The organism is Mesorhizobium kamtschaticum (assembly GCF_056174585.1).
The window spans coordinates 4,124,997-4,149,627 of record NZ_CM149691.1 but is presented as its reverse complement, the minus strand read 5'-3'; the positions used below and the strand labels follow the sequence as shown (position 1 = coordinate 4,149,627).

The following is a 24,631-nucleotide window of genomic DNA, read 5'->3' as shown; positions in this document are numbered from 1 at the left end:
AAAGGTTGACGGAGTGGGACCTATCAACAGGTCACGACAATGCGTGGCGACGGCCCGTCGGCGAGACCCGGAAAACCAGGCGAAATCCGGTCAACCTATCGTCGTGGAAACCTGGCTGGATATGGTGAGCTTCAGGTCAGGCCGGCATCACTTGAGCGTCGGCACAGCCTAAAGCGGCACGACTTTACCATCGGCCAGAGTAACGCGCCGATCCATGCGCGATGCCAGGTCGTGATTGTGGGTCGCGATCAACGCCGCGAGGCCCGATTGCTTGACCAGTGCGCCCAGCGCGTCGAACACGTAGGAGGCGGTGACCGGGTCAAGGTTGCCGGTCGGCTCGTCGGCCAGCAGCACCAGCGGCGCATTGGCGACCGCACGGGCAATCGCGACGCGCTGCTGCTCGCCGCCGGACAATTCGGCCGGCCGGTGCGATGCGCGCTTGCCGATCTGCATATAGTCGAGCAGCTGTGCGGCGCGCTCGGCCGCTTCCTTGCGCGACAGGCCCTTGATCAGCTGCGGCATCATGATGTTTTCCAATGCGGAAAACTCCGGCAGCAGATGATGAAACTGATAGACGAAGCCGACATCGTTGCGGCGGATCGACGTGCGCTCGTCATCGGACAGCCGCCCGCAGGCCCGGCCGGACAGGATCACGTCGCCGGCGTCGGGGCGTTCCAACAGGCCGGCGGTATGCAGCAGCGTCGACTTTCCGGTGCCCGACGGCGCCACCAGCGCCACCATCTCACCGCGCTTCAGCGAAAAATCGGCGCCGTTCAAGATGGTGAGCTTGCGCGGCCCTTGCACATAGTGCCGCTCGACACTCTTCAGCTCAATAATGACCTCGGCCACTACTCGTACCTCAAGGCTTCGACGGGATCGAGGCGAGCCGCCCGCCACGCCGGAAACACCGTCGCCAGGAAGGACAGGCCAAGTGCCATGATGACGACATAGGTCGTCTCGCGTGGATCCATCTTTGCCGGCAGCTGGCTGAGGAAGTAGAGCTCCGGGTTGAACAACACCTTGCCGGTCATCCAGGAGAAGAACTGGCGGATCGATTCGATGTTGGTGCAGATGACGACGCCAAGCAGCACGCCGGCAAGCGTGCCGGTGACGCCGATCGCCGCCCCCGTCATCAGGAAGATGCGCAGGATGGCACCGCGCGTCGCGCCCATGGTGCGCAGGATGGCAATGTCGTGCCCCTTGTCCTTCACCAGCATGATCAGCCCGGAAATGATGTTGAGCGCCGCCACCAGCACGATCAGCGTCAGGATCATGAACATGACGTTGCGTTCGACCTGCAGGGCGGAAAGAAGGTCTCGTTGCGCTGGCGCCAGTCGACCATGTCGATCGGCCGCTGCGCCGCCTCTTCCACCTTCGGTTTCAGCGCGTCGACATCGTCAGGATTGTCGACATAGATCTCGATCGTCTGCGCGCGGCCATCCATGTTGAAATAGAGCTGCGCTTCGGAGAACGGCATGTAGACGATGGACGTGTCATATTCCGACATGCCGACTTCGAAGATCGCCGCGATCTTGTAGCCTTTCATGCGCGGTGTCGTGCCGATCGGCGTCACATCGCCATCGGGTGAGATGAGCGTGATGGTGTCGCCCAGCGTCAGCCCAAGATTCTCGGCCATGCGTTTGCCGATGGCGACGCCCTCGCCGCTATCGAAATCGGCGAGCGAACCTTGCTTGATGTTGCTGGCGACGATGGCGATCTTGCCGAGATCTTCACCGCGTATGCCGCGCACCAGCGCGCCGGTGCCGCCGCCGACATTGCCTTGCGCCAGCACCTGGCCGTCAATCAGCGGGATGGCGTATTTGACGCCGGGCACGCCGTTGATGCGGCCGGCAACCTGGGCGTAGTCCTCAAGCGGCGAATCGAGCGGCTGGACGATCAGATGGCCGTTGACGCCAAGGATGCGCGTCAGAAGCTCGGCGCGAAACCCGTTCATCACAGCCATGACGACGATCAGCGTCGCGACGCCGAGCATGATGCCGAGGAAGGAGATCGAGGCGATGACGGAAATCACCGTCTCCTTGCGCCGCGAGCGCAAATAGCGCCACGCCACCATGCGTTCGAAGATGGAGAAAGGGCCGGCGCCCGCCGATCTTGTCGCCGCCGCCTCGCTCATGCGGCCGCACCGAAGCGTCTTTTCGCGTCGGCCAGCGGCAGTGTTTCGCGCTCACCGGTCTTGCGATTCTTGATCTCGATCTCGCCGGCGGCCACGCCGCGCGGCCCGACGATGACTTGCCAGGGCAGGCCGATCAGGTCTGCGGTGGCGAACTTGCCGCCCGGCCGCTGGTCGGTGTCGTCGTAAAGCACATCCTTGCCGCTGGCTGCGAAGGCGGCATAGAGCTCGTCGCAGACGCGGTCGCACTCGGCGTCGCCCACCTTCATGTTGATCAGGCCGATGTCGAACGGCGCCACGGCGTCCGGCCAGATGATGCCGTTCTCATCGTGGCTGGCTTCGATGATCGCCGCGACAAGCCGCGACGGGCCGATGCCGTAGGAGCCGCCGGAGACGAAATGATCCTTGCCGTCGGGCCCGGTCACCTTGGCGCCCATGGGCTTCGAATATTTGTCGCCGAAATGGAAGATATGGCCGACCTCGATGCCCCGCGCCGAGACCCGGTCGGCTTCGCCGAGCTTGTCCCACGCCGCCTCATCATGCATTTCGTCGGTGGCGGCGTAAGGCGTCGTCCACGTTTTGACGATGTCCGATATCTCGGCGTCATTGGCGAAGTCGGTGTTTTCGCCGGGCACCTGGAGCGACAGATAATCGCGATCGCAATAGACCTGGCTCTCGCCGGTGTCGGCCAGGATGATGAATTCGTGGCTGAGATCGCCGCCGATCGGCCCGGTATCGGCCCGCATCGGGATCGCCTGCAGGCCCATGCGCGTGAAGGTCCTGAGGTAGGACACGAACATCCTGTTATAGGCAGCTCTCGCGCCTTCGAAATCGAGGTCGAAGGAATAGGCGTCCTTCATCAGGAATTCGCGTGAGCGCATGACGCCGAAGCGCGGCCGCACCTCGTCACGGAACTTCCACTGGATGTGGTAGAGATTGAGCGGCAGGTCCTTGTAGGACTTGACGTAAGCACGGACGATTTCGGTGACCACTTCCTCATTGGTCGGACCGTAGAGCATGTCGCGGTCCTGTCGATCCTTGATGCGCAGCATCTCCTTGCCGTAGTCGTCATAGCGGCCGCTTTCGCGCCACAGATCGGCCGACTGGATGGTCGGCATCAGGATTTCCAGCGCACCGGCGCGGTTCTGCTCCTCGCGGATAATCTGGCAGACCTTGTCCAGCACCCGCTTGCCGAGTGGCAGCCAGGAAAAGCTGCCCTGCCCCTGCTGGCGGATCATGCCGGCACGCAGCATCAGCCGATGCGAGACGATCTCGGCCTCGCGCGGATTTTCTTTGAGGATAGGCAGGAAATAGCGCGACAAACGCATGGACTGGTCCGTGAGTGAGAACGGCCACGCCAGAATCGGCGCGACACAAGCTTGCTTGACCCGGCTTCATAGCCATTTCATGGCACAATGGGAACCCGGCCATGGCGGCACATTGCCGCCCTCTTGCCGGATTCCCTCACTTCCCAGATCATGTTGCGCCGGCTTGCTTGAGCCGAAAAGCCGTGGGACGCTGTCTGCTTGGGTGGATTGGGGCATTGCGTTTTTTCCTGGCAGTCATCCTTGCGACCTTTTTCGTCTCGGCGGCACACGCCGAGCGGCGGGTCGCGCTCATCATTGCAGCCGACGAGTACCGCAACGTGCGGCCCCTGAAGAATGCGGTGAACGACAGCCGCACGATCGAATCGGCGCTGCAAAAACTCGGCTTCGACGTCACCACCGAAGCGAACCGCGACTTGAAGCGTATGCGCCGCGCGCTGGAGGACTTTCGCGATGATGCGGCCGGCGCCGATGTCGCGCTGATCTATTTCTCTGGCCATGGCGTCGAGATCGCCGGCGACAACCGTCTTCTGCCGGTCGATGCCGATCCGTCTTCCCTGGACCGGTTGAAAGCTACAAGCCTTCCGCTTGAGGAGGTGCGCGAGACGGTGACCGCGGTCGGCAAGATCGGCCTCGTGGTGCTCGATGCCTGCCGCAACGATCCTTTCGGCCAATCCGGGGGCGGCCAATCTGGAGACAGTAACTCTGGCGAAGGACGCGGCGTGGTGTCCATCGCGCCAGAGGTGAAAGCCGAAGCCAAGCCCGGGCTCGGACGCATGGGCCGGGCGGAAAACGTGCTGTTCGCCTTCTCCGCGGCGCCCGGACAGACAGCGTCCGACGGCGCATCCGGCAATTCCGAGTTTTCCGCCGCATTGGCCAGGTTCCTGCCCACCGACGGACTGGAAATACGCTCCGTGCTGACGCTGGTGCAGCAACAGGTCTACGATCTTTCACGCGGCAAGCAGCTTCCCTATGTCGAGAGCGGCTTGCCGCGGCTGTTCTTCGCCGCGCAGGCCAGCAAGGACGCCCTGCCCGAGCGCGATCGGCTGCTGCTCGCCATGGCCGATGTCACGCCGGACTTGCGCGTCGAGGTCGAGGCGGTGGCGGCCCACGCCGACATGCCGCTGGCGCCGTTATACGCCGCACTCATCACCTCCGATGGCAAGGCGATGGCGCCAGGGCAGCGCCAGCAAAAACTCCAGGAAGCGGCCGACGCTTTCATCAAGGTGCGAGCCGATTTGCGCAACTTCGCCTCCTCCGATCCGCAGGTGACGGCGCTGCGCCAACAGGCCGAAGCGCAATTGGCACTCGGCTCGTTCGACGAGGCACGTGCGCTGCTTGGCAAGGCAGCCGATATCGACGGCAAGTCGCGCGACGATCTGAAAAACCGCTTCATCGAACGTACGCTGTCGGAGGCCACGACGCACTATTTAGCCGGCGGCGCCTCGCAGGCGCAGTTGCGTTACGACCTCGCCATCGAAGACTACCGCAAGGCCGTGGCGCTCTACGCTGATGTCGAGGGTTTCCAGATACCGGACGACGCGCGCTATCAGCAGACACTGTCCTGGGAACTGATCGGCACACTGGAAACGACCGTCGGTCATCTGCAGGAAGCCGGCAAAGCCTATGATTCGATGGTCCGGTCCGCCGAGAAACGTGCGGCCGCCGAGCCCGACAAGATCGACCACCAGCGCGACCTTGCCGTGGCGCAGAACAAGGTCGCCGACGTCAGGAAGGCGATGGGCGATACCGCCGGCGCGATCGCGCTTTACCAGCAGGCTCTCGCCACAATGAAGGCGATCCTCGAAAAGGAGCCTACGCTTGGCTATCTGCGCGACTACGCCGTCTGCTTCAACCGCATCGGCGACGCCATGCGGGTTTCGGGCGACGGACCCGGCGCGCTGGCGAACTACCGTTCGGCGCTCAAGGTGGCCGAATTCCTGGTCGAGAAAGCGCCTGATAATGACGGCTTTCGGCGCGACCTTTCGGTAAGCCATTCCAAGGTCGGGCTGGCGCTCAGGCTGACCAATGATCTCGAAGGCTCGATCGCCGAATATGAAGTGTCCTTGCAGATCACCGAGGCGCTGGCGAAGAAGATGCCAGACGACGCCGAACTGCAGCGCGACATCACCGTCAGCCTCACCGCTATCGGCGACCTGCAGCGGCTGACGGGGCACAACGAAAAGGCTTTCGAACCCTACCAGCGCAGCGTCGATATCGCGCGGAGGCTGGTGGCGCGCGACCCCGGCAACACATTATGGCGGCGTGACCTCGAGCTTGCGCTGGGCAAGATAGCCGACGCCCGCGCCGAGGCCGGAGACCTTGATGGATCGCTCGCCGACCGCCGTTCCGCGCAGGCCATTGCGGAATACCTGGCCGAACTCGACCCCGACAATGCCGAATGGCAGCGCGACCTTGCGGTTGGCCACAACCGGATCGGCGACGTGCTGATGGGCAAGGGCGACAGGACCGGCGCGGCTGCGGATTACCAGGCTGGCTTCGTCATCGCCAAGGCGCAGCTGCAAGCCGATCCGGGCAACGCACAGCGCACGGTCGATGCCGCCTACAGCCGCTACAAGCTTGCTGTGGCTGGCGTTGACCCGTCGACAAATTTCAAGGCCGCGCTGGTCATGCTGACCGGACTGAAATCTGAAGGACGCTTGCCCGGTGCCAACGAAGGCTGGATCGGCATGGTCGAGAAAGCGATGACTGAGGCCGGTGTCACAAAATAGGGTCCAACCGATTGTGCGGGACAGCCGAACGTCTTCGGCTTTGGCCGCCAATTCTTTGCGCGCGTCAACTGAGGACATGCCGCAAAGGCTCTGTGGTCGTTTCGAAAGCAAAGCATGCCATACTATTGTGCAGTGCAGCACGAGAATGCCTGTTTCGAGGCAAAATTCTTCGTGACATTTTCATTCGCCTTAGGCTAATGTCCCGCGATAACCGAGAGGGCGGAGAAAAATCTGCTCTCCTACGCGGTCAAAGTCTTGGGAGGATGCGATCTAGGCGCGGTTATTCGCTGCCGCCGGAAAACGGAAACAGATCGGACGCGTTTAATTGCAAGGCCTCGTGCCTTGCATTTTTTTTGTGCAATCATCTGGTTAGCGCGGCCTGTTCCCAGGCTACATGACCTTGCGTCAGCAAGCGAACGGCCGCGAAACATGCCGCCGCTCGACCCGCCTCCGCAGCGCTCCGATATAGTCGGAGCGCCCTCTCGGGGAGATCTATTTTGCCGGGGTCTGGCCGAAATCCGGCACGATGTGCGGGATGTCGTTGAGACTGTATCCCAGCCCGTGCGTCAGGCCATAGAAAATGCCCATCAGGATCGCCGTGGCGATGGTGGTGCGGATCACGGCGCGCAGCATATGCGGCCCGCGCGGCGCGCTTGGAACCGTACCCAGCGTCACGTCGTGATCGTCGTCTTGTGTGCGGACGCTGAACGGCAGCACGGCGAACAGCACCACCCACCAGGTCGCAAAAACAGGGCGGTGAACGAAACCCAGCTCATGATTGCTCCAGTTCGATCAGCGTGCCGAAGAAATCCTTCGGATGCAGGAACAGCACCGGCTTGCCATGCGCGCCGGTCTTCGGGTTGCCGTCGCCCAGCACGCGGGCGCCGGCGGCCTTGAGCTGATCGCGCGCGGCCAGGATGTCGTCGACCTCGTAGCAGAGATGATGCATGCCGCCGGACGGGCTCTTCGCCAGGAACGCGGCAATCGGCGAGCCCTCGCCCAAGGGCTCCAGCAATTCGATCTTGGTGTTGCCGACATTCACGAACACAACCGTGACACCATGCTCCGGCAAAGCCTGCGGCTCCGTCACTTCGGCGCCCAGCGTGTTGCGGTAAGCAGCAACGGCAGCAGCCAGGTCCGGCACCGCAACCGCGACATGGTTCAGCCGTCCGAGCATGTCCGAGCTCTCTCCTCTGTCCAATGGCTGGCGTCATACGTCAAATCGGCCGAGATCAACAGCCATTCACGAGGCGCGCACTGTCGCACTTTGGTGAACACTCTCCCAAATCACGATCGAGGCTGTTCCGACCGGCAACCGCAAAGTACAAACGGCAATGTCTTACATCCGCCCTGCCCGCGCCCGCGTTTTCACCTTCGATCTCGGGTCATTCAAGATTGCCACCTTGCTCGACGCCGTCGATGTTCGCGACAACCTTGCATCGGCCTTTGCAGCCGGACAGCCGCCAAGCGCGGTGCTCGAACTCGCGGTCTCGAACTTCATCGACCCGGATCGGTACGAACATTGTTTCATCCCGACGCTGATCGACACCGGTTCCCAAAAGATCCTGTTCGACACCGGATGCGGAGATGAAGGCAGTTCACTCCTGGACTGTTTGCAAGACCTTGGGCTCGGGCCTGAAGATATCGACGTGGTGGTCATCACGCACGGCCACCCGGATCACATCGGCGGGCTCGTCAGAAATGGCGAACCCGTTTTCAGCCGGGCACGCTATGTATTCGGCGCCGCGGAGTTCGCCTTCTGGACCGAGGGAACAGCGGTTCGCGAGGCCAGATTGGCCAACCGTGATCTGTTCAGACAGATTTGCACCGGGCTGGCCGACCGGGCAACATTCATAGCGCCTGGAGATGAGGTGCTGCCGGGCATTACCGCCATCGACGCGTCAGGTCATTCCCCCGGCCTGCTGGCATTTCTCGTCGAAAGCGGCGGCCAGCGATTGCTGATCTGGTCGGACGCCTTCCTGCACTATGTCGTGTCCATCCAGCATCCGGAGTGGCATGCCGACTTCGATGACCACAAAGAGCAGGCCGTCGAGACCCGCAAGCGCCTGCTGAAAATGGCCGCGGAACAGCGCCTGCTGGTCGCCGGCCATCACATGCCATTTCCAGGCCTGGGCTACATCGAATCGGCGAACGGTTTTTTTCGCTGGCTTCCGGTCAGCTATCAGCTGAACTTGTAGCGAACCACTGCCGTCCTCACCGTGTAACGAATACCGTCACCAGCGGTTTCTTGCCCCAGGCTTCGTTGGCGGCGCCGCGCACCGCGCGCCGTACCGCTTCCTGAACCAGGTCGAGGTCCTTTCGCCGCTGGCGGGGGATCGAATCCACCGCGCCGACGGCCGCATCGATCATCAAATCTTCCAGCGTCTCGCCGCTGGCATCGGCTTCGGCAACGCCGATGGCGACCAGGTCGGGATCGCCAGCCAGTTCATACTTGTCGTCGAGCACGACATTGACCGCGACATGGCCGGCAAAGGACAATTTGCGCCGGTCGCGAATGCCCATCGCCTGGTCGGTGCCGATCAGCCTGCCGTCCTTGTAGATGCGGCCGAACGGCACCTGGTCGATGATCGTGGCCGGTCCGGGAGCAAGCCGCAGCATGTCACCGTCGCGCACCTGCGCCACCTGGCCGATGCCGGAGGTCGACATCAGCGAGCCCTGTGCCACCAGATGCGCCGCCTCGCCATGCACGGGAACGCCGATCTGCGGGCGCACCCATTCATACATCTTGCGCAATTCGCTGCGGCGGGGATGGCCGGAGACATGCACCAGCGCATCGCCGTCCTCGATGATCTTGACGCCGAGATCGATGAGACGGTTCTTGATCTCGAGGATCGCCTTCTCATTGCCGGGGATGGTGCGCGAGGAAAACACCACCGTGTCGCCTGCTGTCAGCGACACTGATTTCATCTCGTCGCGCGACAGTTTGGCCAGCGCGGCCAGCGGCTCGCCCTGGCTGCCGGTACAGATGATCACCAGGTTTTCGCGCGGGATGAAGCCGAAATCTTCCTCGGCGATGAACTCCGGCAAGCCGTCCATATAGCCGAGTTCGTCGGCGACATCGATAACGCGCTTCAGCGAGCGTCCCAGCACCAGGCACTGGCGGCCGGCATCGCGTGCCGCTCTCGCGATGGAGACGATGCGCCCGACATTGGAGGAGAAGGTGGTGACGGCGACGCGGCCGACAGCACTCTGGATGACGCCCTTCAGGCCCTCGCCGACGGCGACTTCCGAAGGCGATTCGCCTTCGCGCAGCGCATTGGTCGAATCGCAGATCAGCGCCAGCACGCCCTTGTCGCCATAGGCCCGGAAACGCGCCTCGTCGGTCTTGGGCCCGATCGTCGGTTCCGGATCGATCTTCCAGTCACCGGTATGGATGACCGTGCCGGCCGGCGTGGTGATGGCCAGCGACATTGGTTCGGGAATGGAATGCGCGACGGGAATGGCCTCGATCTCGAACGGGCCGACCGTGAATTTTTCGCCGGCCCGGTAGATCGTCACCGGAATCTTCGGTGCGCCCTGCTCGCCCTGCCGCTTGGCGTCCAGCAGCCCGGCGCTGAACGGTGTCATCCAGACTGGCGCCTTCAGCTTCGGCCAGGTGTCGAGCAGCGCGCCATAATGGTCCTCATGCGCGTGGGTGATGATGATGCCGCGCAGATTGGCGAGGTTTTCCTCGATGAAGCGCGTGTCGGGCAGCACCAGGTCGACGCCGGGCAGACTGGCATCCGGGAAGGTGACGCCGACATCGATGACGATCCACTCGCGCGCGCTGGGCGGACCGTAGCCATAAAGGGCGAAGTTCATGCCGATCTCGCCGACGCCGCCAAGCGGCACGAAGACGAGTTCAGCGTTTTCGGCTTTCGCCATGATTTTTTCCTTCCTGGCCCTCAGGCCAAGCCGTTGAAGCAATTCCAGGAAAAGCGTGTAACGGCTTTCCCACAGGAATTGCGCAGAAACAAACAGTTATAGCCGTCATTGTTCATATCGAACAATGAACCGCTCTAAACCCGGGCGGACGCCACCGCGCCGAAATGCACGTCGCCGGCTGCGATCGTCACAACAGACCCCTCATCGTCGCGGATCACGAAACGACAGTCTTCGTCAATGGTCTCGAACACCCCACGCACCACATTACCGTCAATTCTGACAGCAACCTCGCCGCCAAGCCCCGCCGCGCGCGCCAGCCAGCGCCGCCTGACGGCGGCTAGGCCGCGCCCTTCATCCCACAGGCGGGCATTCTCGCTCCAGGCATCCGACAACGCCAGGAACAGCGTTTCCGCGTCGCATGTCGCGCCCAGTGCCTGCAGCGATGTCGCGGGATACGGCAAATCCGGCGGATGCGCCACCACATTGACGCCGATGCCGACGGCGACCGCGAAGCGGCCACCGTCCAATATCGCCGACTCCAGCAGGATGCCGGCGAGCTTCGCACCGGAAGCAAGCACGTCGTTCGGCCATTTCAGCTCGAAGCGGTTATGCCCCTGGCTCGCGCCATCGAGGCCAATGGCGATGCGGCCTTTCGGAACCACGGCGTCGAGTGCATCGGCTAGCGACAGGCCGGCAACGAAACCCAGCGTCGCGGCAAGACGAAGCTCGCCGCCGGTGATGACGAGCAAGGTCGCGGCCAGATTGCCTTCGGGCGAGACCCAGGCACGGCCACGCCGGCCACGCCCGCTTTCCTGCTTCTTGGAAACGACCCACAGCCTGCCCGGGTCGCCTGCCCTTGCGTGGTCCAGCGCCACCGTATTGGTGGAGCCGACGCTGTCATGGGCCTCGAGCCGGAACCCTTCCGACGCCGAGGTTGGGGCCAGCCGAAATGCCATCCCGTCTAGAAAAATGTCTTGGCGGCGGCTTCGGCATAGGTGCCGATCGGACCGCCGATCAGCACATAGAACAGCACGAAGGCGCCGCTGACGCCGAGCACGACACGCAGTTCGCTGGCCATCGGCACGAAGCCGCCGACCGGTTCGTCGAACCACATGATCTTGATGATGCGCAGATAATAATAGGCGCCCACCACCGAGGCCAGCACGCCGATGATCGCCAGCGCGTAGAGATGTGCGTTGATGGCGGCGAGGAAGACGTACCATTTTCCCCAGAAGCCGGCGAGCGGCGGAATGCCGGCCAGCGAGAACATCAGGATGGTCAGGATCGTCGCCATGATCGGATTGGTCGACGACAGCCCGGCCAGGTCGCTGATCTGCTCGACATTGCCTTCCTTGCGCCGCATGGCGAGGATGAAGGCGAAGGTGCCGAGCGTCATCACCAGATAGATCAGCATGTAGATGGCAACACCGCGCACACCGGCCTGGCTGTTGGCAGCAAGGCCGACCAGCGCGTAGCCCATATGGCCGATCGAGGAATACGCCATCAGCCGCTTGATGTTGGTCTGGCCGATCGCGGCGAAGGCGCCGAGCGCCATCGAGGCGATCGAGATGAAGACGATGATCTGCTGCCAGTCGGCGGCGATCGGCTTGAACGCGCCCATGGTGACGCGCACGATCAGCGCCATCGCCGCCATCTTGGGCGCGGCCGCCAGAAAGGCCGTCACCGGGGTCGGCGCGCCTTCATAGACGTCGGGCGTCCACATATGGAACGGCACAGCTGAGATCTTGAAGGCAAGTCCGGCCAGCACGAAGACCAGGCCGAAAACCAGGCCAAGCTGGCGCTCGCCGCTGCCAAGTGCCGAGGCGATTTCCTGGAAGCCGGTGTTGCCGGTGTAGCCGTAGACCAGGCTGATGCCGTAAAGCAGCATGCCCGACGACAGCGCGCCGAGGACGAAATACTTCAGGCCGGCCTCGGTCGAACGCAGATTGTCGCGGTTGATCGCGCACAGCACATAGATCGCCAGCGATTGCAGTTCGAGGCCGAGATAGAGCCCGATCATGCTGTTGGCCGAGATCATCAGCATCATGCCGAGCGTGCACAGCAGGATCAGCACCGGATATTCGAACTTGTCGAAACGCTCCGCCTTGGCGAAGCGCATCGACATGATCAGCGTCACCGCCGAGCCGACCAGTGCCAGCACTTTCATGAAGTGGGAGAACGAATCCTGGATGAAGGCGTTGCCATAGGCACTGCCCTGCCCGGTCTGGAAGATCAGCCAGAAACCGGCGATCACCAGCACGGCCACCGCAAGGCCCGTGACAAAGTTGGCGGTGTTGGCGCGTGAATAGGCGCCGACCATCAGCAGCGCGAGCGCGCCGATGGCAAGGATCAGCTCGGGCGTCGAGAGCGACAGGCTGGAGAGAAGGTCCGGCGTCATGGTTCGCAAAACCTCTGGTCAGTTCGCCGCCGCGGTCTGCGCGGCGCCGATGGATGCGGTGACATTGGTGACGAGCGACTTGACCGATTGGGCCGTCGCGTCGAAGACGGGAGCGGGATAGACGCCGAAGAAGATGACCAGCACGACCAGCGGGTAGATGATGAACTTCTCGCGTGGCGACAGGTCGAGCAGGCCCTTCAGGCTGTCCTTGGTCAGCGCACCGAAGATCACCCGGCGATAGAGCCAGAGCGCGTAGGCCGCCGACAGGATGACGCCGGTGGCCGCAAAGAACGCCACCCAGGTGTTGACCCGGAACACGCCGAGCATGGTCAGGAATTCGCCGACGAAGCCTGATGTACCCGGCAGGCCGACATTGGCCATGGTGAAGACCATGAACACGGTGGCGTATTTCGGCATGTTGTTGACCAGCCCGCCATAGGCGGCGATCTCACGCGTGTGCATGCGGTCATAGATGACGCCCACGCACAGGAACAGCGCGCCCGAGACGAGGCCATGGCTGAGCATCTGGAAGATCGCGCCCTGCACGCCTTCCTGGTTCATGGCGAAGATGCCCATCGTGACGAAGCCCATATGGGCGACCGACGAATAGGCGATCAGCTTCTTCATGTCCTCCTGCATCAACGCCACCAGCGAGGTGTAGATGATGGCGACGACCGACAGCGTGAAGACCAGCGGCGCGAACATTTCGGATGCCAACGGGAACATCGGCAAGGAGAAGCGCAGGAAGCCGTACCCGCCCATTTTCAGAAGGATGGCGGCAAGGATCACCGAACCGGCCGTCGGCGCCTCGACGTGCGCGTCCGGCAACCAGGTGTGCACCGGCCACATCGGCATCTTCACCGCGAAGGAGGCGAAGAAGGCCAGCCATAGCCATGTCTGCATGTTGGCCGGGAATTGGTGGGTCAACAGCGTCGGGATGTCAGTCGTGCCGGACTGGTAGAACATCGCCATGATGGCAAGCAGCATCAGCACCGAGCCGGCGAGCGTATAGAGGAAGAACTTGAACGAGGCGTAGACGCGCCGCTTGCCGCCCCACACGCCGATGATGATGAACATCGGGATCAGACCGGCTTCGAAGAAGACGTAGAACAGCACGATATCCAGCGCGCAGAACACGCCGATCATCAGCGTCTCGAGCAGCAGGAAGGCGATCATGTAGGCCTTGACGCGCTTCTCGATCGATTCCCACGACGCCAGGATGCAGAGCGGCATCAGGAAGGTCGTCAGGATGACGAACAGCATGGAAATGCCGTCGACACCCATATGGTAGGAAATGCCGGAGTCGAGCCAGGCGAATTTCTCGACAAACTGGAAGCCGGCCTGCGAATTGTCGAAGCCGGTCCAGATGGACAGCGAGATGATGAAGGTGAACGTCGTCGTCAACAGCGCGATGGCGCGGATGTTGCGGCGTGCGTTTTCGCTGTCATCATTGATGAACAGGATCAGCAGCACACCAACCAGCGGCAGGAAGGTGACCAGCGAGAGGATTGGCCAGGCGGTCATCAGAGCATCATCCAGGTGACGAGTGCGGCAACGCCGATCAGCATGGCGAAGGCATAATGGTAGAGGTAGCCGGTCTGCAACTTGACGACGCGGTTGGTGACATCGACGACGCGCGCCGAAATGCCATCCGGCCCGAGGCCGTCGATGATGGTGCCGTCACCGGTCTTCCACAGGAAATGGCCGAGGCGCTTGGCGGGCCGCACGAACAGGAAGTCGTAAAGCTCGTCGAAATACCACTTGTTGAGCAGGAAGGCGTAGAGCCCGCGATTCTGCTTCGCCAGGTTCACCGGCATTTCCGGCGAGCGGATGTAGAACTTCCAGGCCAGCGCGAAGCCGATCAGCATGGCGATGAAGGGCGACAGCTCGACCCACAGCGGCAGTTCTTCGATGTCGTGCAGGATGTGATTGTTTGGCAGCGTGAACAGTGACGCCTTCCAGAACTCGGCATAGCCTTCGCCGATAAAGGAATTGTGGAAGATGATGCCCGCAAACAGCGCCCCGGCGGCCAGGATGAACAGCGGCACCAGCATCACCGGCGGCGATTCATGCACATGGTGCATCACCTCATGGCTCGCCCGCGGCTTGCCGTGGAAGGTCATGAAGATCAGCCGCCAGGAATAGAAGGAGGTGAAGCAGGCGGCGATGACCAGCAGGATGAAGGCAAAGCCAGCGACCGAGTTATGTCCGGCAAAGGCGCTCTCGATGATCGCGTCCTTGGAGAAGAAGCCGGCGGTGCCGATGACCGTCACCGGAATGCCGACGCCGGTCAGCGCCAGCGTGCCGATCACCATCATCCAGTAGGTGGTCGGGATCAGCTTCCGCAGGCCGCCCATCTTGCGCATGTCCTGCTCGTCGGAGACGGCATGGATGACCGAGCCCGAACCAAGGAACAGCAAGGCCTTGAAGAAGGCGTGCGTGAACAGATGGAAGATCGCCGCGCCATAGGCGCCGACGCCGAGCGCCACGAACATGTAGCCGAGCTGCGAGCAGGTCGAATAGGCGATGACGCGCTTGATGTCGTTCTGGACGAGACCGACCGTCGCCGCGAAGAAGGCGGTGAAGGCGCCGATGAAGGTGACCACCGTCAGTGCCGAATGCGACAGTTCGAACAACGGCGACAGCCGCGCCAGCATGAACACGCCGGCCGTCACCATGGTGGCGGCATGGATGAGTGCCGAGACAGGCGTAGGGCCTTCCATGGCGTCCGGCAGCCAGGTGTGCAGCGGCACCTGCGCCGACTTGCCCATGGCGCCCATGAACAGCAGCAGGCAGACGACGGTCATCGCCGTCTGCTTGTCCAGCGCATGGCCGAGGAAGGTCAGCACCGCCGCACCTTGCGGCGCGCCTTCAGCCGGGATGAACGTTGCTGCGTTGGCGAAGATGGTGCCGAGATTGACCGAGCCGAACAGCACGAACAAGCCGAAGATGCCGAGCGCGAAGCCGAAATCGCCGACGCGGTTGACGACGAAGGCTTTGATGGCGGCGGCATTGGCCGACGGCTTCTTGTACCAGAAGCCGATCAGCAGATAGGAGGCGAGGCCCACCCCTTCCCAGCCGAAGAACATCTGCACCAGATTGTCGGCCGTCACCAGCATCAGCATGGCGAAGGTGAACAGCGACAGATAGGCGAAGAAGCGCGGCCGGTTCGGATCGTGGTGCATGTAGCCGATCGAATAGATGTGGACCAGCGCCGACACGGTGTTGACCACCACCAGCATCACCACCGTCAGCGTGTCGATGCGCAGCGCCCAGGATGCTTCGAGCCCGCCGGACTGGATCCAGCGCAGCACCGGCACGACGAACACCTCGCCATGGCCGAAACCGACGCTGAAGAAGGCAACCCACGACAGCACCGCCGAAATCACCAGGAAACCCGAGGTGATGTATTCGGATGCCTTGGCGCCGAGCGACGTGCCGAACAGGCCGACGATCAGGAAGCCGAGCAGTGGAAGGAAGACGATGGCCTGATACATGGTGGTTCCGTCAACCCTTCATCATGTTCACGTCTTCGACCGCGATCGAGCCGCGGTTGCGGAAGAAGACGACGAGAATGGCAAGTCCGATGGCCGCCTCGGCCGCCGCGACCGTCAGCACGAACAGTGCGAACACCTGGCCGACCAGATCGCCGAGCGCCGCCGAAAAGGCGACGAAATTGATGTTGACCGCAAGCAGGATCAGCTCGATCGACATCAGGATGACGATGACGTTCTTGCGGTTCAGGAAGATGCCGAACACGCCGAGCGTGAACAGAACAGCCGATACGGTCAGATAATGTGCGATGCCGACGACCATCTCAGAACTCCTTCGCCCGACTTGACCTTGCGGATTTCCATGCCTGTCGCCGGCGTGCGGCCGACCTGGGCTGCGATCGACTGCCGCTTGACCCCTTCCTTGTGGCGCAGCGTCAGCACGATGGCGCCGATCATGGCAACCAGCAGGATGAGGCCCGAAATCTGGAAGTAGTAGAGGTAGTCGGTATAGAGGATGTCGCCGAGCGCGGCCGTGTTCGAGCGCGCGGCGAGATCGGGTATAGGCTTCGAGACCGTCGCGGCCAGCTTCGGCGCGAAGGTGTAGCCGCCGAGAACCACGATCAGCTCCGCCGCCAGGATCAGCCCGACCAGCGCACCGATCGGCGCATATTGCAGGGCGCCGCTCTTCAGCTCGGCGAAATCGACGTCGAGCATCATGACGACGAACAGGAACAGCACCATCACCGCGCCGACATAGACGACGAGCAGGATCATCGCCAGGAACTCGGCGCCGGTCAGCATGAACAGGCCGGCGGCGTTGAAGAAGGTCAGGATCAGGAACAGCACCGAATGCACGGGGTTGCGCGACGAAATGACCATGAACGCCGACGCCACGGCGACAAAGGCGAAGAGGTAGAAAAAGGCCGCCTCTAGTCCACTCAGCATTGGGGTTCCCCCGGGTTCCTGTTCGAACATGGCGCTCGCGCCGGGTTCGATTTTTTGCGACCGCCTCCGGTCGGCAAGTTGCGTGTTCCTATCGCATGTTCCGATCGGGTTGAAAGACCCGATCGAAAGAAACATGCGACACTCTTTCATTCCGGAGGATGATCTGGTCCGAAAAGTCTGCAACTTTTCGGGATCATCCTCTGGACGAGGCCCCTCGCCCCGTCCATGCGTCAAATATCAGCGGTAGGGCGAGTCCAGCGAGATGTTGCGCGCCAGTTCGCGCTCCCACCGGTCGCCATTCGCCAACAGCTTGTCCTTGTCGTAGTAGAGTTCCTCGCGCGTCTCCGTCGCGAACTCGAAATTCGGCCCCTCGACGATGGCGTCGACCGGGCAGGCTTCCTGGCAGAAGCCGCAATAGATGCACTTCACCATGTCGATGTCATAACGCACCGTGCGGCGCGTGCCGTCATTGCGGCGCGGGCCGGCCTCGATGGTGATGGCCTGCGCCGGGCAGATCGCCTCGCACAATTTGCAGGCGATGCAGCGTTCCTCGCCATTGGGATAGCGGCGCAAAGCATGCTCGCCACGGAAGCGCGGGCTGGTCGGCCCCTTCTCGTGCGGATAGTTGATCGTCTCCTTCGGCGCGAAGAACTGGCGCATCGACAGGAAGAAGGCGCTGACGAAATCCTGCAGCAGCAGCGATTTTGCGGCCTGGGAAAGAGCGGACATCACGCAAACCCCGTGATCTTGAGGAAGGCTGCGGTGGCAACCACCATGAACAGCGAGATCGGCAGGAACACTTTCCAGCCGAGCCGCATCAGCTGGTCGTAGCGGTAGCGCGGCACGAAGGCCTTCACCATCGAGATGCCGAAGAACACGAAGCAGACCTTCAGCACGAACCAGATGACGCCGGGCACCCAGGTGAAGGGCGCGAAGTCGAAGGGCGGCAGCCAGCCGCCGAGGAACAGGATGGTGGCCAGCGCGCACATCAGGACGATGGCGACATATTCGCCGAGGAAGAACAGCAGGAACGGCGTCGACGAATATTCGACCATGTGGCCGGCGACCAGCTCCGATTCGGCCTCGACCAGGTCGAAGGGCGGCCGGTTCGTCTCGGCCAGCGCCGAGATGAAGAAGATGATGAACATCGGGAACAGCGCCAGCCAGTTCCAGTCGAGGAAGGTGTTGGGCAGGCCAAGCCGCGTGCCGATCCCGTCATGTTGCGACAGCACGATATCGGTGAGGTTGAGCGAGCCGGCGGTGAGCAGCACGGTGACGATGACGAAGCCGATCGAGACTTCGTAGGACACCATCTGGGCCGCCGAACGCAGCGCGCCGAGGAAGGGGTATTTCGAGTTGGACGCCCAGCCGCCCATGATCACGCCATAGACCTCGAGCGAGGAGATGGCGAAGACATAGAGGATGCCGACATTGACGTTGGCGATCGCCCAGCCCTGATTGACCGGAATGACCGCCCACGCCGAGATCGCCAGCACCGCCGACACCAGCGGCGCCAGCAGGAACACGCCCTTGTTGGCGCCGGACGGGATCACCGGCTCCTTGAAGACGAATTTCAACAGATCAGCGAAGGCCTGCAGCGTGCCCCACGGGCCGACGACGTTCGGACCACGACGCAGCTGCACCGCCGCCCAGATCTTGCGATCGGCGTAGAGGATGTAGGCGACGAAGACCAGCAGCACGACGATCAGCACGACTGACTTCAAGAGGATCAGCAGCGCCGGCAGCACGTAGAAGGAGAAGAAGGTGTCCATGCTTATTCCGCCGCCTGCTTGAAGCCGCTCTTGGCCAGTGCCGAGCATTCCGCCATCACGGCGGACGCCCGCGCGATCGGGTTGGTCAGGTAGAAATCCTTGACCGGCGAGGTGAATGTACCCTTGTTCAGCCGCCCGCCGAGCTTCGCCACCTTGGCGATATCCTCGGCATTGCCGGCCGCGACCTGATCGATGCGGGCCAGGTGCGGATACTCGCCATAGAGTTTCGCACGCAGCTGCGGCAGCGAATCGAACGGCAGTTTCTTGCCCAGCACGTCCGACAGCGCTCTCAGGATCGCCCAGTCTTCGCGGGCATCGCCCGGTGCGAAGCCGGCGCGGTTGGTCTGCTGCACACGGCCTTCGGTGTTGACATAGGTGGCCGACTTTTCGGTGTAGGCGGCCGCCGGCAGGATGACGTTGGCGCGATGCGCGCCCTGGTCGCCATGGGTACCGATATAGACGACGAAGGCGCCGCCGGTCTTGCCCATGTCGATCTCGTCGGCGCCGAGCAGGAACAGCACGTCCGTCTCGCCCAGCATGCCGGCGACATCCATGCCGCCCTCGCCCGGCACGAAGCCGAGATCGAGGCCGCCGACTCTGGCCGCCGCATTGTGCAGCACGGCAAAGCCATTCCAGTCCGCTCGCGCCGCGTTGACAGAAGCAGCGAGCTTCGCCGCCTGGCCGAGCACGGCCGCGCCATCGGCACGAGACAGCGCGCCCTGGCCGACAATGATCAGCGGATGCGTCGCCTTCTTCAGCGTCTGGAAGAACTTGCCATTGCCGTCGGCCAGATCCTTCAGCGAATCCGGTCCGGCGCCCAGCAATTCGTACTCGTAGCGCGTATCGCCGACATCGCCGATGACGCCGACCGGCAGATTGCCGACCCGCCAGCGCTTGCGGATGCGGGCGTTGAGCACCGAGGCTTCATAGCGCGGGTTGGCGCCGATGATCAGCACCGCGTCGGCCTGCTCGATGCCTTCGATGGTCGGATTGAAGATGTAGCTGGCCCGGCCGAGTGCCGGATCAAGCGCTGCGCCATCCTGGCGGCAGTCGGTGTTCTTCGAACCGAGCGAAGCCATCAAAAGCTTCAGCGCGTAGATTTCTTCCACCGCGGCGAGATCGCCGGCAATGGCGCCGATCTTCTCGGGTGCGGCCTTGGACACCGCGTCCTTGATCGCGGCGAACGCCTCGGCCCAGCTTGCCGGAACCAGCTTGCCGTCCTTGCGCACATAGGGGCGATCGAGGCGCTGCGTGCGCAGCCCGTCCCAGATGAAGCGGGTCTTGTCGGAGATCCACTCCTCGTTCACGGCCTCGTTGACGCGCGGCAGGATGCGCATCACTTCGCGGCCACGGCTGTCGACGCGGATCGCCGAGCCGACCGCGTCCATCACGTCGATGGATTCGGTCTTGGTCAGCTCCCACGGCCGCGCCTGGAAGGCGAAGGGCTTGGAGGTCAGCGCACCGACGGGGCAGAGATCGATCACATTGCCCTGCAATTCCGAAGTCATCGCGCTTTCGAGATAGGTGGTGATCTCGGCATCCTCGCCACGGCCGATCAGGCCAAGCTCGGAAATGCCGGCGACTTCCGTGGTGAAGCGGACGCAGCGCGTGCAATGGATGCAGCGGTTCATCACCGTCTTGACCAGCGGGCCGATATATTGTCTTCGACCGCGCGCTTGTTCTCGTGATAGCGCGAAGAATCGACGCCGAAGGCCATCGCCTGGTCCTGCAGGTCGCATTCGCCGCCCTGGTCGCAGATCGGGCAGTCAAGCGGATGGTTGATCAGCAGGAATTCCATCACGCCTTCGCGGGCCTTCTTGACCATCGGCGTGTTGGTGAAGATTTCCGGCGGCTCGCCGTTCGGGCCGGGACGCAGGTCGCGCACGCCCATGGCGCAGGAAGCCTGCGGCTTGGGCGGCCCACCCTTCACCTCGATCAGGCACATACGGCAATTGCCGGCGATCGACAGCCGCTCATGGAAGCAGAAGCGCGGCACTTCCGCGCCCGCGTCTTCCGCCGCCTGCAGCAGCGTGTAGTGGTCGGGTACAGTGATCTCTTTCCCGTCGACCTTGAGCTTTGCCATTTCGCTTCAAACCCCTGCGGATTTCCCGCAATCTCATTTCCCGGGCGCGGCAGACGCAGCGCCCGACATTTCATTCACTTCTTCGCGGCCAGCACCGCCGCCTGGGCAGTCCAGCCGTCACGGCCGATGCGGCCGTTGAACGACAGATAGTCGTCGACCCAGGCAATCTCCTGGGGCGACCAGGCGGCGATCTGGGCAAATGTCCAGATACCGAGCCCGTTCAGCACCTTCTCCAGCTTCGGGCCGATACCCGAAATCGCCTTGAGGTCCGACGGCTTCGCCGGCTTGTCCATGGCCTTGGGCTGCCTGAAATCCTCGGGCAGCAGCACATCGGCGGCCTCGCTCGTTGCCGGAGCCACATTCACCGCCGGTGCCGTGATGGCGGCTTCCTTGGCGGCGATGTCGGTGACTTCCTGCGCGAAGGACTGCGCCTCGGCAATCATGGTCTTCGCCGTCGCCCGCGCCTTGGTGGACGACGAGGTCGCGTCCTCGAACTGCTCGACACGCGCCTCGAATTCCTCGATCAGCGGCTGCATGAGGCGCTGCGATGCCTCGGCGGCTCCCGAAAGCGCGCCCAGCCAGACGCCGAACGCATGGTTGGCGAGGCCGATGCCAAGCGCCGACATCGCCGCCGCACCCGCGACAGGGTGCACGAAAAGGTTGACGGCGCTGGCCATCTCCTTCGGCATCATCCTGGTCAGGTCCTGGTTCATCTTCTCGAGCTGGTCCAAATTGGGCATCATTGAGTAGGGTGTCGAATACGGCGCCATAGAAGTTCTCCTGGTCGTTTCTTCGTTCGCCCCGCCCCGCTAGTCTCGCTTCGGGCTTTCGCCCGCAGTCACAAATTCATCTATTCCGCCGCCACCATCACCGGTTCGGCCCGGTGCGCGTTGCGCGAAAACTCGTCGATGCGGCGCTCCACCTCGCTGCGGAAATGCCGCATCAGGCCCTGGATCGGCCATGCCGCCGCGTCGCCCAGCGCGCAGATCGTGTGGCCCTCGATCTGCTTGGTGACGTCGAGCAGCATGTCGATCTCGCGCTTCTGCGCCTCGCCGCGCACCAGCCGCTCCATCACCCGCCACATCCAGCCGGTGCCTTCGCGGCACGGCGTGCACTGGCCGCAGCTCTCATGCTTGTAGAAGTAGGACAACCGGGCAATCGCCTTCACGACATCGGTCGACTTGTCCATGACGATGACGGCGGCCGTACCGAGGCCGGACTTCAAGTCGCGCAAAGCGTCGAAATCCATCGGCGTGTCGATGATCTGCTCGGCCGGCACCAGCGGCACCGAGGCGCCGCCGGGAATGACTGCCAGCAGATTGTCCCAGCCGCCGCGAATGCCGCCGCAATGCGTTTCGATCAGCTCGCGGAACGGGATCGACATCGCCTCTTCGACGGTGCACGGATTGTTGACGTGGCCGGAGATGCAGAACAGCTTGGTGCCGACATTGTTGGGCCGGCCGAAGGACGAGAACCACGCCGCGCCCCGGCGCAGGATGGTCGGCGCCACTGCGATCGACTCGACATTGTTGACCGTTGTCGGACAACCGTACAAGCCGACATTGGCCGGGAATGGCGGCTTCAGCCTGGGCTGGCCCTTCTTGCCTTCGAGGCTTTCGAGAAGCGCCGTCTCCTCGCCGCAGATATAGGCGCCGGCGCCGTGATGCATGTAGATGTCGAAATCGTAGCCGGACGTGTTGTTCTTGCCGATCAGCTTGGCCTCATAGGCCTCCTCGATCGCGCGCTGCAGCGCCTCGCGCTCGCGGATGAACTCGCCGCGCACATAGATGTAGGCCGCAATCGCGCCCATGGCGAAGCCGGCGAGCAACGCGCCCTCGACCAGCGTGTGCGGGTCGTTGCGCAGGATGTCGCGGTCCTTGCAGGTGCCGGGCTCGGATTCGTCGGCGTTGATGACGAGGTAGCTCGGCCGGCCGTCGCTCTGCTTGGGCATGAACGACCATTTGAGACCGGTCGGGAAGCCGGCGCCGCCGCGGCCGCGCAGGCCCGACGCCTTCATCTCGTTGACGATCCAGTCGCGCCCCTTGGCGACGAGGCCGGGCGTATTGTCCCAGGCGCCGCGCGCCATCGCGCCGGCCAGCGACTTGTCGAAGAGGCCGTAGATGTTGGTGAAGATGCGGTCTTTGTCCTGAAGCATTTTTCGTCCCTCAGACCGGCTTCTTGCCGAAAACGCGGATGTATTCGGCGACGCCGCCCTTGGCGAGCGCCTTGGCCTGCTTGACCCAGTCGTCGCGGTCGATGCGGCCGTGGAAGGAGAGATAGCCGTCCACCCAATCGCGCTCGGCCTTCTTCCAGGAAGCAACCTGCGCGAAGGTGAAAATACCAAGCGTATGCAGGATGCCCTCGATCTTCGGGCCGACGCCGGAGATCAGCTTGAGATCGTCGACCGCGGCCGGCCTGTCGATACCGGCCGGACGATTCTTGTCCTCCAGCGACGGTTTTGCCGGTTTTGCCGCTGGCACCTTGGTTTCCGGTGCCTTGAAGGCAGCGGCCGGTTCGGCCTTGGCCGTCGGCCCATTGCGCTGTTTGGCGACCTTCTCGACTTCCGGCGCTGCCGTGTTGGCGTTGGCGGCCGAATGCAGCGGTGCCGAAACGCTCGCCGCCTTCTCCGCCGCCGGCGCCACCTTGGTCGCCGAAGGCGTCTTCAACGCCGGGCTGGTTTCAGGTGCATCGGTCTTAGGCTTGCTGGCATTGGACGGCGCGACAGGAGTGCCGGCCGGCGCTTGCGCCGCCGGAGCAGCCGGTGCGGCTGCGGCCGGAGTGGCGGCAGCGGTCGGCACCGCATTCTGGGCGGCCTTGGTCGCCGCCTTGGCTTCCTTGTCACGCGTCGACTTTAGGATCGCCTTTTCACTCTTCAGCGTCGTCAGGCCGGAGGCCGGCTCCGAGCCGGTGCGGCCATTCTGCGGCCCCGGCGCCACCGAGGCACCCTTGCCCGCGTCATAGAGATCGATGATTTCGGCCAGCCGTTCCGGCGTCAGATCCTCGAACGTATCCTTGAAGACCATCACCATCGGTGCGTTGACGCAGGCGCCGAGGCACTCGACCTCTTCCCACGACAAGGTGCCCTTGTCGTTGGTGTGGAACTGGTCGTGGTGGATTTTCGAGCGGCAGACATCCATCAGCGCTTCCGAACCGCGCAGCATGCAGGGCGTGGTGCCGCAGACCTGGATATGCGCGCGGGTACCAACGGGGTTCAACTGATACTGAGTGTAGAAGGTCGCGACCTCGAGCCCGCGGATACGCGGCATGCCGAGCATGTCCGAAATCGTCTCGACCGCCGCCTTGGTGACCCAGCCTTCCTGCTCCTGCGCGATCATCAGCAAGGGGATGATCGCCGACTGCTCGCGGCCTTTCGGATACTTCTTGATCCATTGCTTCGCCGCTGCCGCATTCGCCCGGTTGAAGGCGAAGGAGGCTGGCTGGACACTGGCTTCTGCGAGACGGCGGACTGACATGGAGTATCGCTTCTACGTTTCTTACTGAGCTGATCTATAAGTGCGGTAGCAATCCTCTGATTGTCCCAGCACGCATACGAACTCTTCATTCCCACGCTTCAGACGGATAAACTCGTCGTAACGGTCATTCCACCAGATACTTCCGCAGCGAGGTCGAGGCTGGCTGGGCACTTCCGCAACGAAAATATCATTTCGATTGCAATCTTCGCGCGGCGGGCCGTGTACAAATATCCCGGCGTCCAAAAGCTGATAGCCACCAATTTCGCGGACCGTCAGCAGATCGCCTTCGGCGACGAGCTTGAACCCTTCTTTCAGAAGGTCAGCTGATGAGAGCCCCCCTTCGGATCCCGCAAACGACGCCTCGGCTGACGCAGCAAAACACGCCGCTGCCAG

Annotated in this window: 18 protein-coding genes and 3 pseudogenes; 3 read left to right on the top strand and 18 right to left on the bottom strand. The window is 62.9% G+C overall.

Annotated elements, in window-relative coordinates:
• Positions 1-168: 168 nt before the first annotated feature.
• From AC0V7N_RS20460 to proS, 3 genes and pseudogenes are all read right to left on the bottom strand, one after another.
• On the bottom strand, positions 169-849 hold the full coding sequence (locus tag AC0V7N_RS20460; protein WP_475450245.1) for an ABC transporter ATP-binding protein: 681 nt from the start codon (positions 847-849) through the stop codon (positions 169-171).
• A pseudogene (locus AC0V7N_RS20455) lies at positions 849-2,134 on the bottom strand (lipoprotein-releasing ABC transporter permease subunit). The gene AC0V7N_RS20460 and the pseudogene AC0V7N_RS20455 overlap by 1 nt, the downstream one beginning before the upstream one ends.
• Positions 2,131-3,459: a proline--tRNA ligase gene (gene proS, locus AC0V7N_RS20450; protein ID WP_475450243.1), complete on the bottom strand. Its 1,329-nt coding sequence runs from the start codon at positions 3,457-3,459 to the stop codon at positions 2,131-2,133. Before proS ends, AC0V7N_RS20455 begins: the two are co-directional and overlap by 4 nt.
• A gap of 215 nt (positions 3,460-3,674) precedes the next feature.
• On the opposite strand from proS, the gene AC0V7N_RS20445 reads away from it, so the two are divergent.
• A complete protein-coding gene (locus tag AC0V7N_RS20445) occupies positions 3,675-6,188 on the top strand; it encodes a caspase family protein (protein WP_475450242.1) in 2,514 nt (837 codons plus the stop codon).
• A gap of 492 nt (positions 6,189-6,680) precedes the next feature.
• Here AC0V7N_RS20445 and AC0V7N_RS20440 read toward each other — a convergent pair.
• Both AC0V7N_RS20440 and mce read right to left on the bottom strand, forming a co-directional pair.
• Positions 6,681-6,964 (bottom strand): annotated as a pseudogene (locus AC0V7N_RS20440) (DUF1467 family protein).
• Positions 6,961-7,365, bottom strand: coding sequence for a methylmalonyl-CoA epimerase (mce, locus tag AC0V7N_RS20435; RefSeq protein ID WP_475450241.1), 405 nt, complete (start codon positions 7,363-7,365; stop codon positions 6,961-6,963). Before mce ends, AC0V7N_RS20440 begins: the two are co-directional and overlap by 4 nt.
• A gap of 226 nt (positions 7,366-7,591) precedes the next feature.
• On the opposite strand from mce, the gene AC0V7N_RS20430 reads away from it, so the two are divergent.
• Positions 7,592-8,386 (top strand): MBL fold metallo-hydrolase, encoded by a 795-nt coding sequence (locus AC0V7N_RS20430; RefSeq protein ID WP_475450240.1) that lies wholly within the window; start codon positions 7,592-7,594, stop codon positions 8,384-8,386.
• A gap of 16 nt (positions 8,387-8,402) precedes the next feature.
• Here AC0V7N_RS20430 and AC0V7N_RS20425 read toward each other — a convergent pair whose 3' ends face one another.
• The 13 genes and pseudogenes from AC0V7N_RS20425 to AC0V7N_RS20365 all read right to left on the bottom strand — a co-directional run bounded on the left by AC0V7N_RS20425 (position 8,403) and on the right by AC0V7N_RS20365 (position 24,238).
• Positions 8,403-10,073 carry a ribonuclease J gene (locus AC0V7N_RS20425; RefSeq protein WP_475450239.1) on the bottom strand — a complete coding sequence of 557 codons (1,671 nt, stop codon included), beginning with the start codon at positions 10,071-10,073 and terminating at the stop codon, positions 8,403-8,405.
• 134 nt (positions 10,074-10,207) lie between these two features.
• Positions 10,208-11,029 carry a biotin--[acetyl-CoA-carboxylase] ligase gene (locus tag AC0V7N_RS20420; RefSeq protein ID WP_475450238.1) on the bottom strand — a complete coding sequence of 274 codons (822 nt, stop codon included), beginning with the start codon at positions 11,027-11,029 and terminating at the stop codon, positions 10,208-10,210.
• Positions 11,030-11,034: 5 nt separating this feature from the next.
• Positions 11,035-12,471: an NADH-quinone oxidoreductase subunit NuoN gene (gene nuoN / locus AC0V7N_RS20415; protein ID WP_475450237.1), complete on the bottom strand. Its 1,437-nt coding sequence runs from the start codon at positions 12,469-12,471 to the stop codon at positions 11,035-11,037.
• 18 nt (positions 12,472-12,489) lie between these two features.
• A complete protein-coding gene (locus AC0V7N_RS20410) occupies positions 12,490-13,995 on the bottom strand; it encodes an NADH-quinone oxidoreductase subunit M (protein ID WP_475450236.1) in 1,506 nt (501 codons plus the stop codon).
• A complete protein-coding gene (gene nuoL, locus AC0V7N_RS20405; RefSeq protein WP_475450235.1) occupies positions 13,995-15,968 on the bottom strand; it encodes an NADH-quinone oxidoreductase subunit L in 1,974 nt (657 codons plus the stop codon). Before nuoL ends, AC0V7N_RS20410 begins: the two co-directional genes overlap by 1 nt.
• A 10-nt stretch (positions 15,969-15,978) precedes the next feature.
• Positions 15,979-16,287: an NADH-quinone oxidoreductase subunit NuoK gene (gene nuoK / locus AC0V7N_RS20400; RefSeq protein WP_202307073.1), complete on the bottom strand. Its 309-nt coding sequence runs from the start codon at positions 16,285-16,287 to the stop codon at positions 15,979-15,981.
• A complete protein-coding gene (locus AC0V7N_RS20395; RefSeq protein ID WP_496627213.1) occupies positions 16,260-16,910 on the bottom strand; it encodes an NADH-quinone oxidoreductase subunit J in 651 nt (216 codons plus the stop codon). The genes nuoK and AC0V7N_RS20395 overlap by 28 nt, the downstream gene beginning before the upstream one ends.
• A gap of 237 nt (positions 16,911-17,147) precedes the next feature.
• Complete coding sequence (nuoI, locus tag AC0V7N_RS20390; protein WP_023812382.1) at positions 17,148-17,639, bottom strand: NADH-quinone oxidoreductase subunit NuoI; 492 nt, start codon at positions 17,637-17,639, stop codon at positions 17,148-17,150.
• Positions 17,639-18,682, bottom strand: a complete 1,044-nt coding sequence (nuoH, locus tag AC0V7N_RS20385; RefSeq protein WP_172227648.1) for an NADH-quinone oxidoreductase subunit NuoH — start codon at positions 18,680-18,682, stop codon at positions 17,639-17,641. Before nuoH ends, nuoI begins: the two co-directional genes overlap by 1 nt.
• 2 nt (positions 18,683-18,684) lie before the next feature.
• Positions 18,685-20,765: pseudogene (gene nuoG / locus AC0V7N_RS20380) on the bottom strand (NADH-quinone oxidoreductase subunit NuoG).
• A gap of 74 nt (positions 20,766-20,839) precedes the next feature.
• Complete coding sequence (locus AC0V7N_RS20375; RefSeq protein WP_475450233.1) at positions 20,840-21,535, bottom strand: helix-hairpin-helix domain-containing protein; 696 nt, start codon at positions 21,533-21,535, stop codon at positions 20,840-20,842.
• A gap of 80 nt (positions 21,536-21,615) precedes the next feature.
• Positions 21,616-22,920: an NADH-quinone oxidoreductase subunit NuoF gene (gene nuoF / locus AC0V7N_RS20370; protein ID WP_475450232.1), complete on the bottom strand. Its 1,305-nt coding sequence runs from the start codon at positions 22,918-22,920 to the stop codon at positions 21,616-21,618.
• A gap of 10 nt (positions 22,921-22,930) precedes the next feature.
• A complete protein-coding gene (locus AC0V7N_RS20365; protein WP_475450231.1) occupies positions 22,931-24,238 on the bottom strand; it encodes an NADH-quinone oxidoreductase subunit E in 1,308 nt (435 codons plus the stop codon).
• Positions 24,239-24,298: 60 nt separating this feature from the next.
• On the opposite strand from AC0V7N_RS20365, the gene AC0V7N_RS20360 reads away from it, so the two are divergent.
• A complete protein-coding gene (locus tag AC0V7N_RS20360) occupies positions 24,299-24,565 on the top strand; it encodes a hypothetical protein (RefSeq protein ID WP_475450230.1) in 267 nt (88 codons plus the stop codon).
• Positions 24,566-24,631 lie beyond the last annotated feature (66 nt).

Excerpts from the sequence above, each read along its gene's own strand:
- proS (WP_475450243.1), bottom strand. The coding sequence starts at position 3,459 with ATGCGTTTGTCGCGCTATTTCCTGCCTATCCTCAAAGAAAATCCGCGC.
- mce (WP_475450241.1), bottom strand. The coding sequence starts at position 7,365 with ATGCTCGGACGGCTGAACCATGTCGCGGTTGCGGTGCCGGACCTGGCT.
- AC0V7N_RS20425 (WP_475450239.1), bottom strand. The coding sequence starts at position 10,073 with ATGGCGAAAGCCGAAAACGCTGAACTCGTCTTCGTGCCGCTTGGCGGC.
- AC0V7N_RS20420 (WP_475450238.1), bottom strand. The coding sequence starts at position 11,029 with ATGGCATTTCGGCTGGCCCCAACCTCGGCGTCGGAAGGGTTCCGGCTC.
- nuoN (WP_475450237.1), bottom strand. The coding sequence starts at position 12,471 with ATGACGCCGGACCTTCTCTCCAGCCTGTCGCTCTCGACGCCCGAGCTG.
- AC0V7N_RS20410 (WP_475450236.1), bottom strand. The coding sequence starts at position 13,995 with ATGACCGCCTGGCCAATCCTCTCGCTGGTCACCTTCCTGCCGCTGGTT.
- nuoL (WP_475450235.1), bottom strand. The coding sequence starts at position 15,968 with ATGTATCAGGCCATCGTCTTCCTTCCACTGCTCGGCTTCCTGATCGTC.
- nuoK (WP_202307073.1), bottom strand. The coding sequence starts at position 16,287 with ATGGTCGTCGGCATCGCACATTATCTGACCGTATCGGCTGTTCTGTTC.
- AC0V7N_RS20395 (WP_496627213.1), bottom strand. The coding sequence starts at position 16,910 with ATGCTGAGTGGACTAGAGGCGGCCTTTTTCTACCTCTTCGCCTTTGTC.
- nuoI (WP_023812382.1), bottom strand. The coding sequence starts at position 17,639 with ATGTCCGCTCTTTCCCAGGCCGCAAAATCGCTGCTGCTGCAGGATTTC.
- nuoH (WP_172227648.1), bottom strand. The coding sequence starts at position 18,682 with ATGGACACCTTCTTCTCCTTCTACGTGCTGCCGGCGCTGCTGATCCTC.
- AC0V7N_RS20375 (WP_475450233.1), bottom strand. The coding sequence starts at position 21,535 with ATGGCGCCGTATTCGACACCCTACTCAATGATGCCCAATTTGGACCAG.
- nuoF (WP_475450232.1), bottom strand. The coding sequence starts at position 22,920 with ATGCTTCAGGACAAAGACCGCATCTTCACCAACATCTACGGCCTCTTC.
- AC0V7N_RS20365 (WP_475450231.1), bottom strand. The coding sequence starts at position 24,238 with ATGTCAGTCCGCCGTCTCGCAGAAGCCAGTGTCCAGCCAGCCTCCTTC.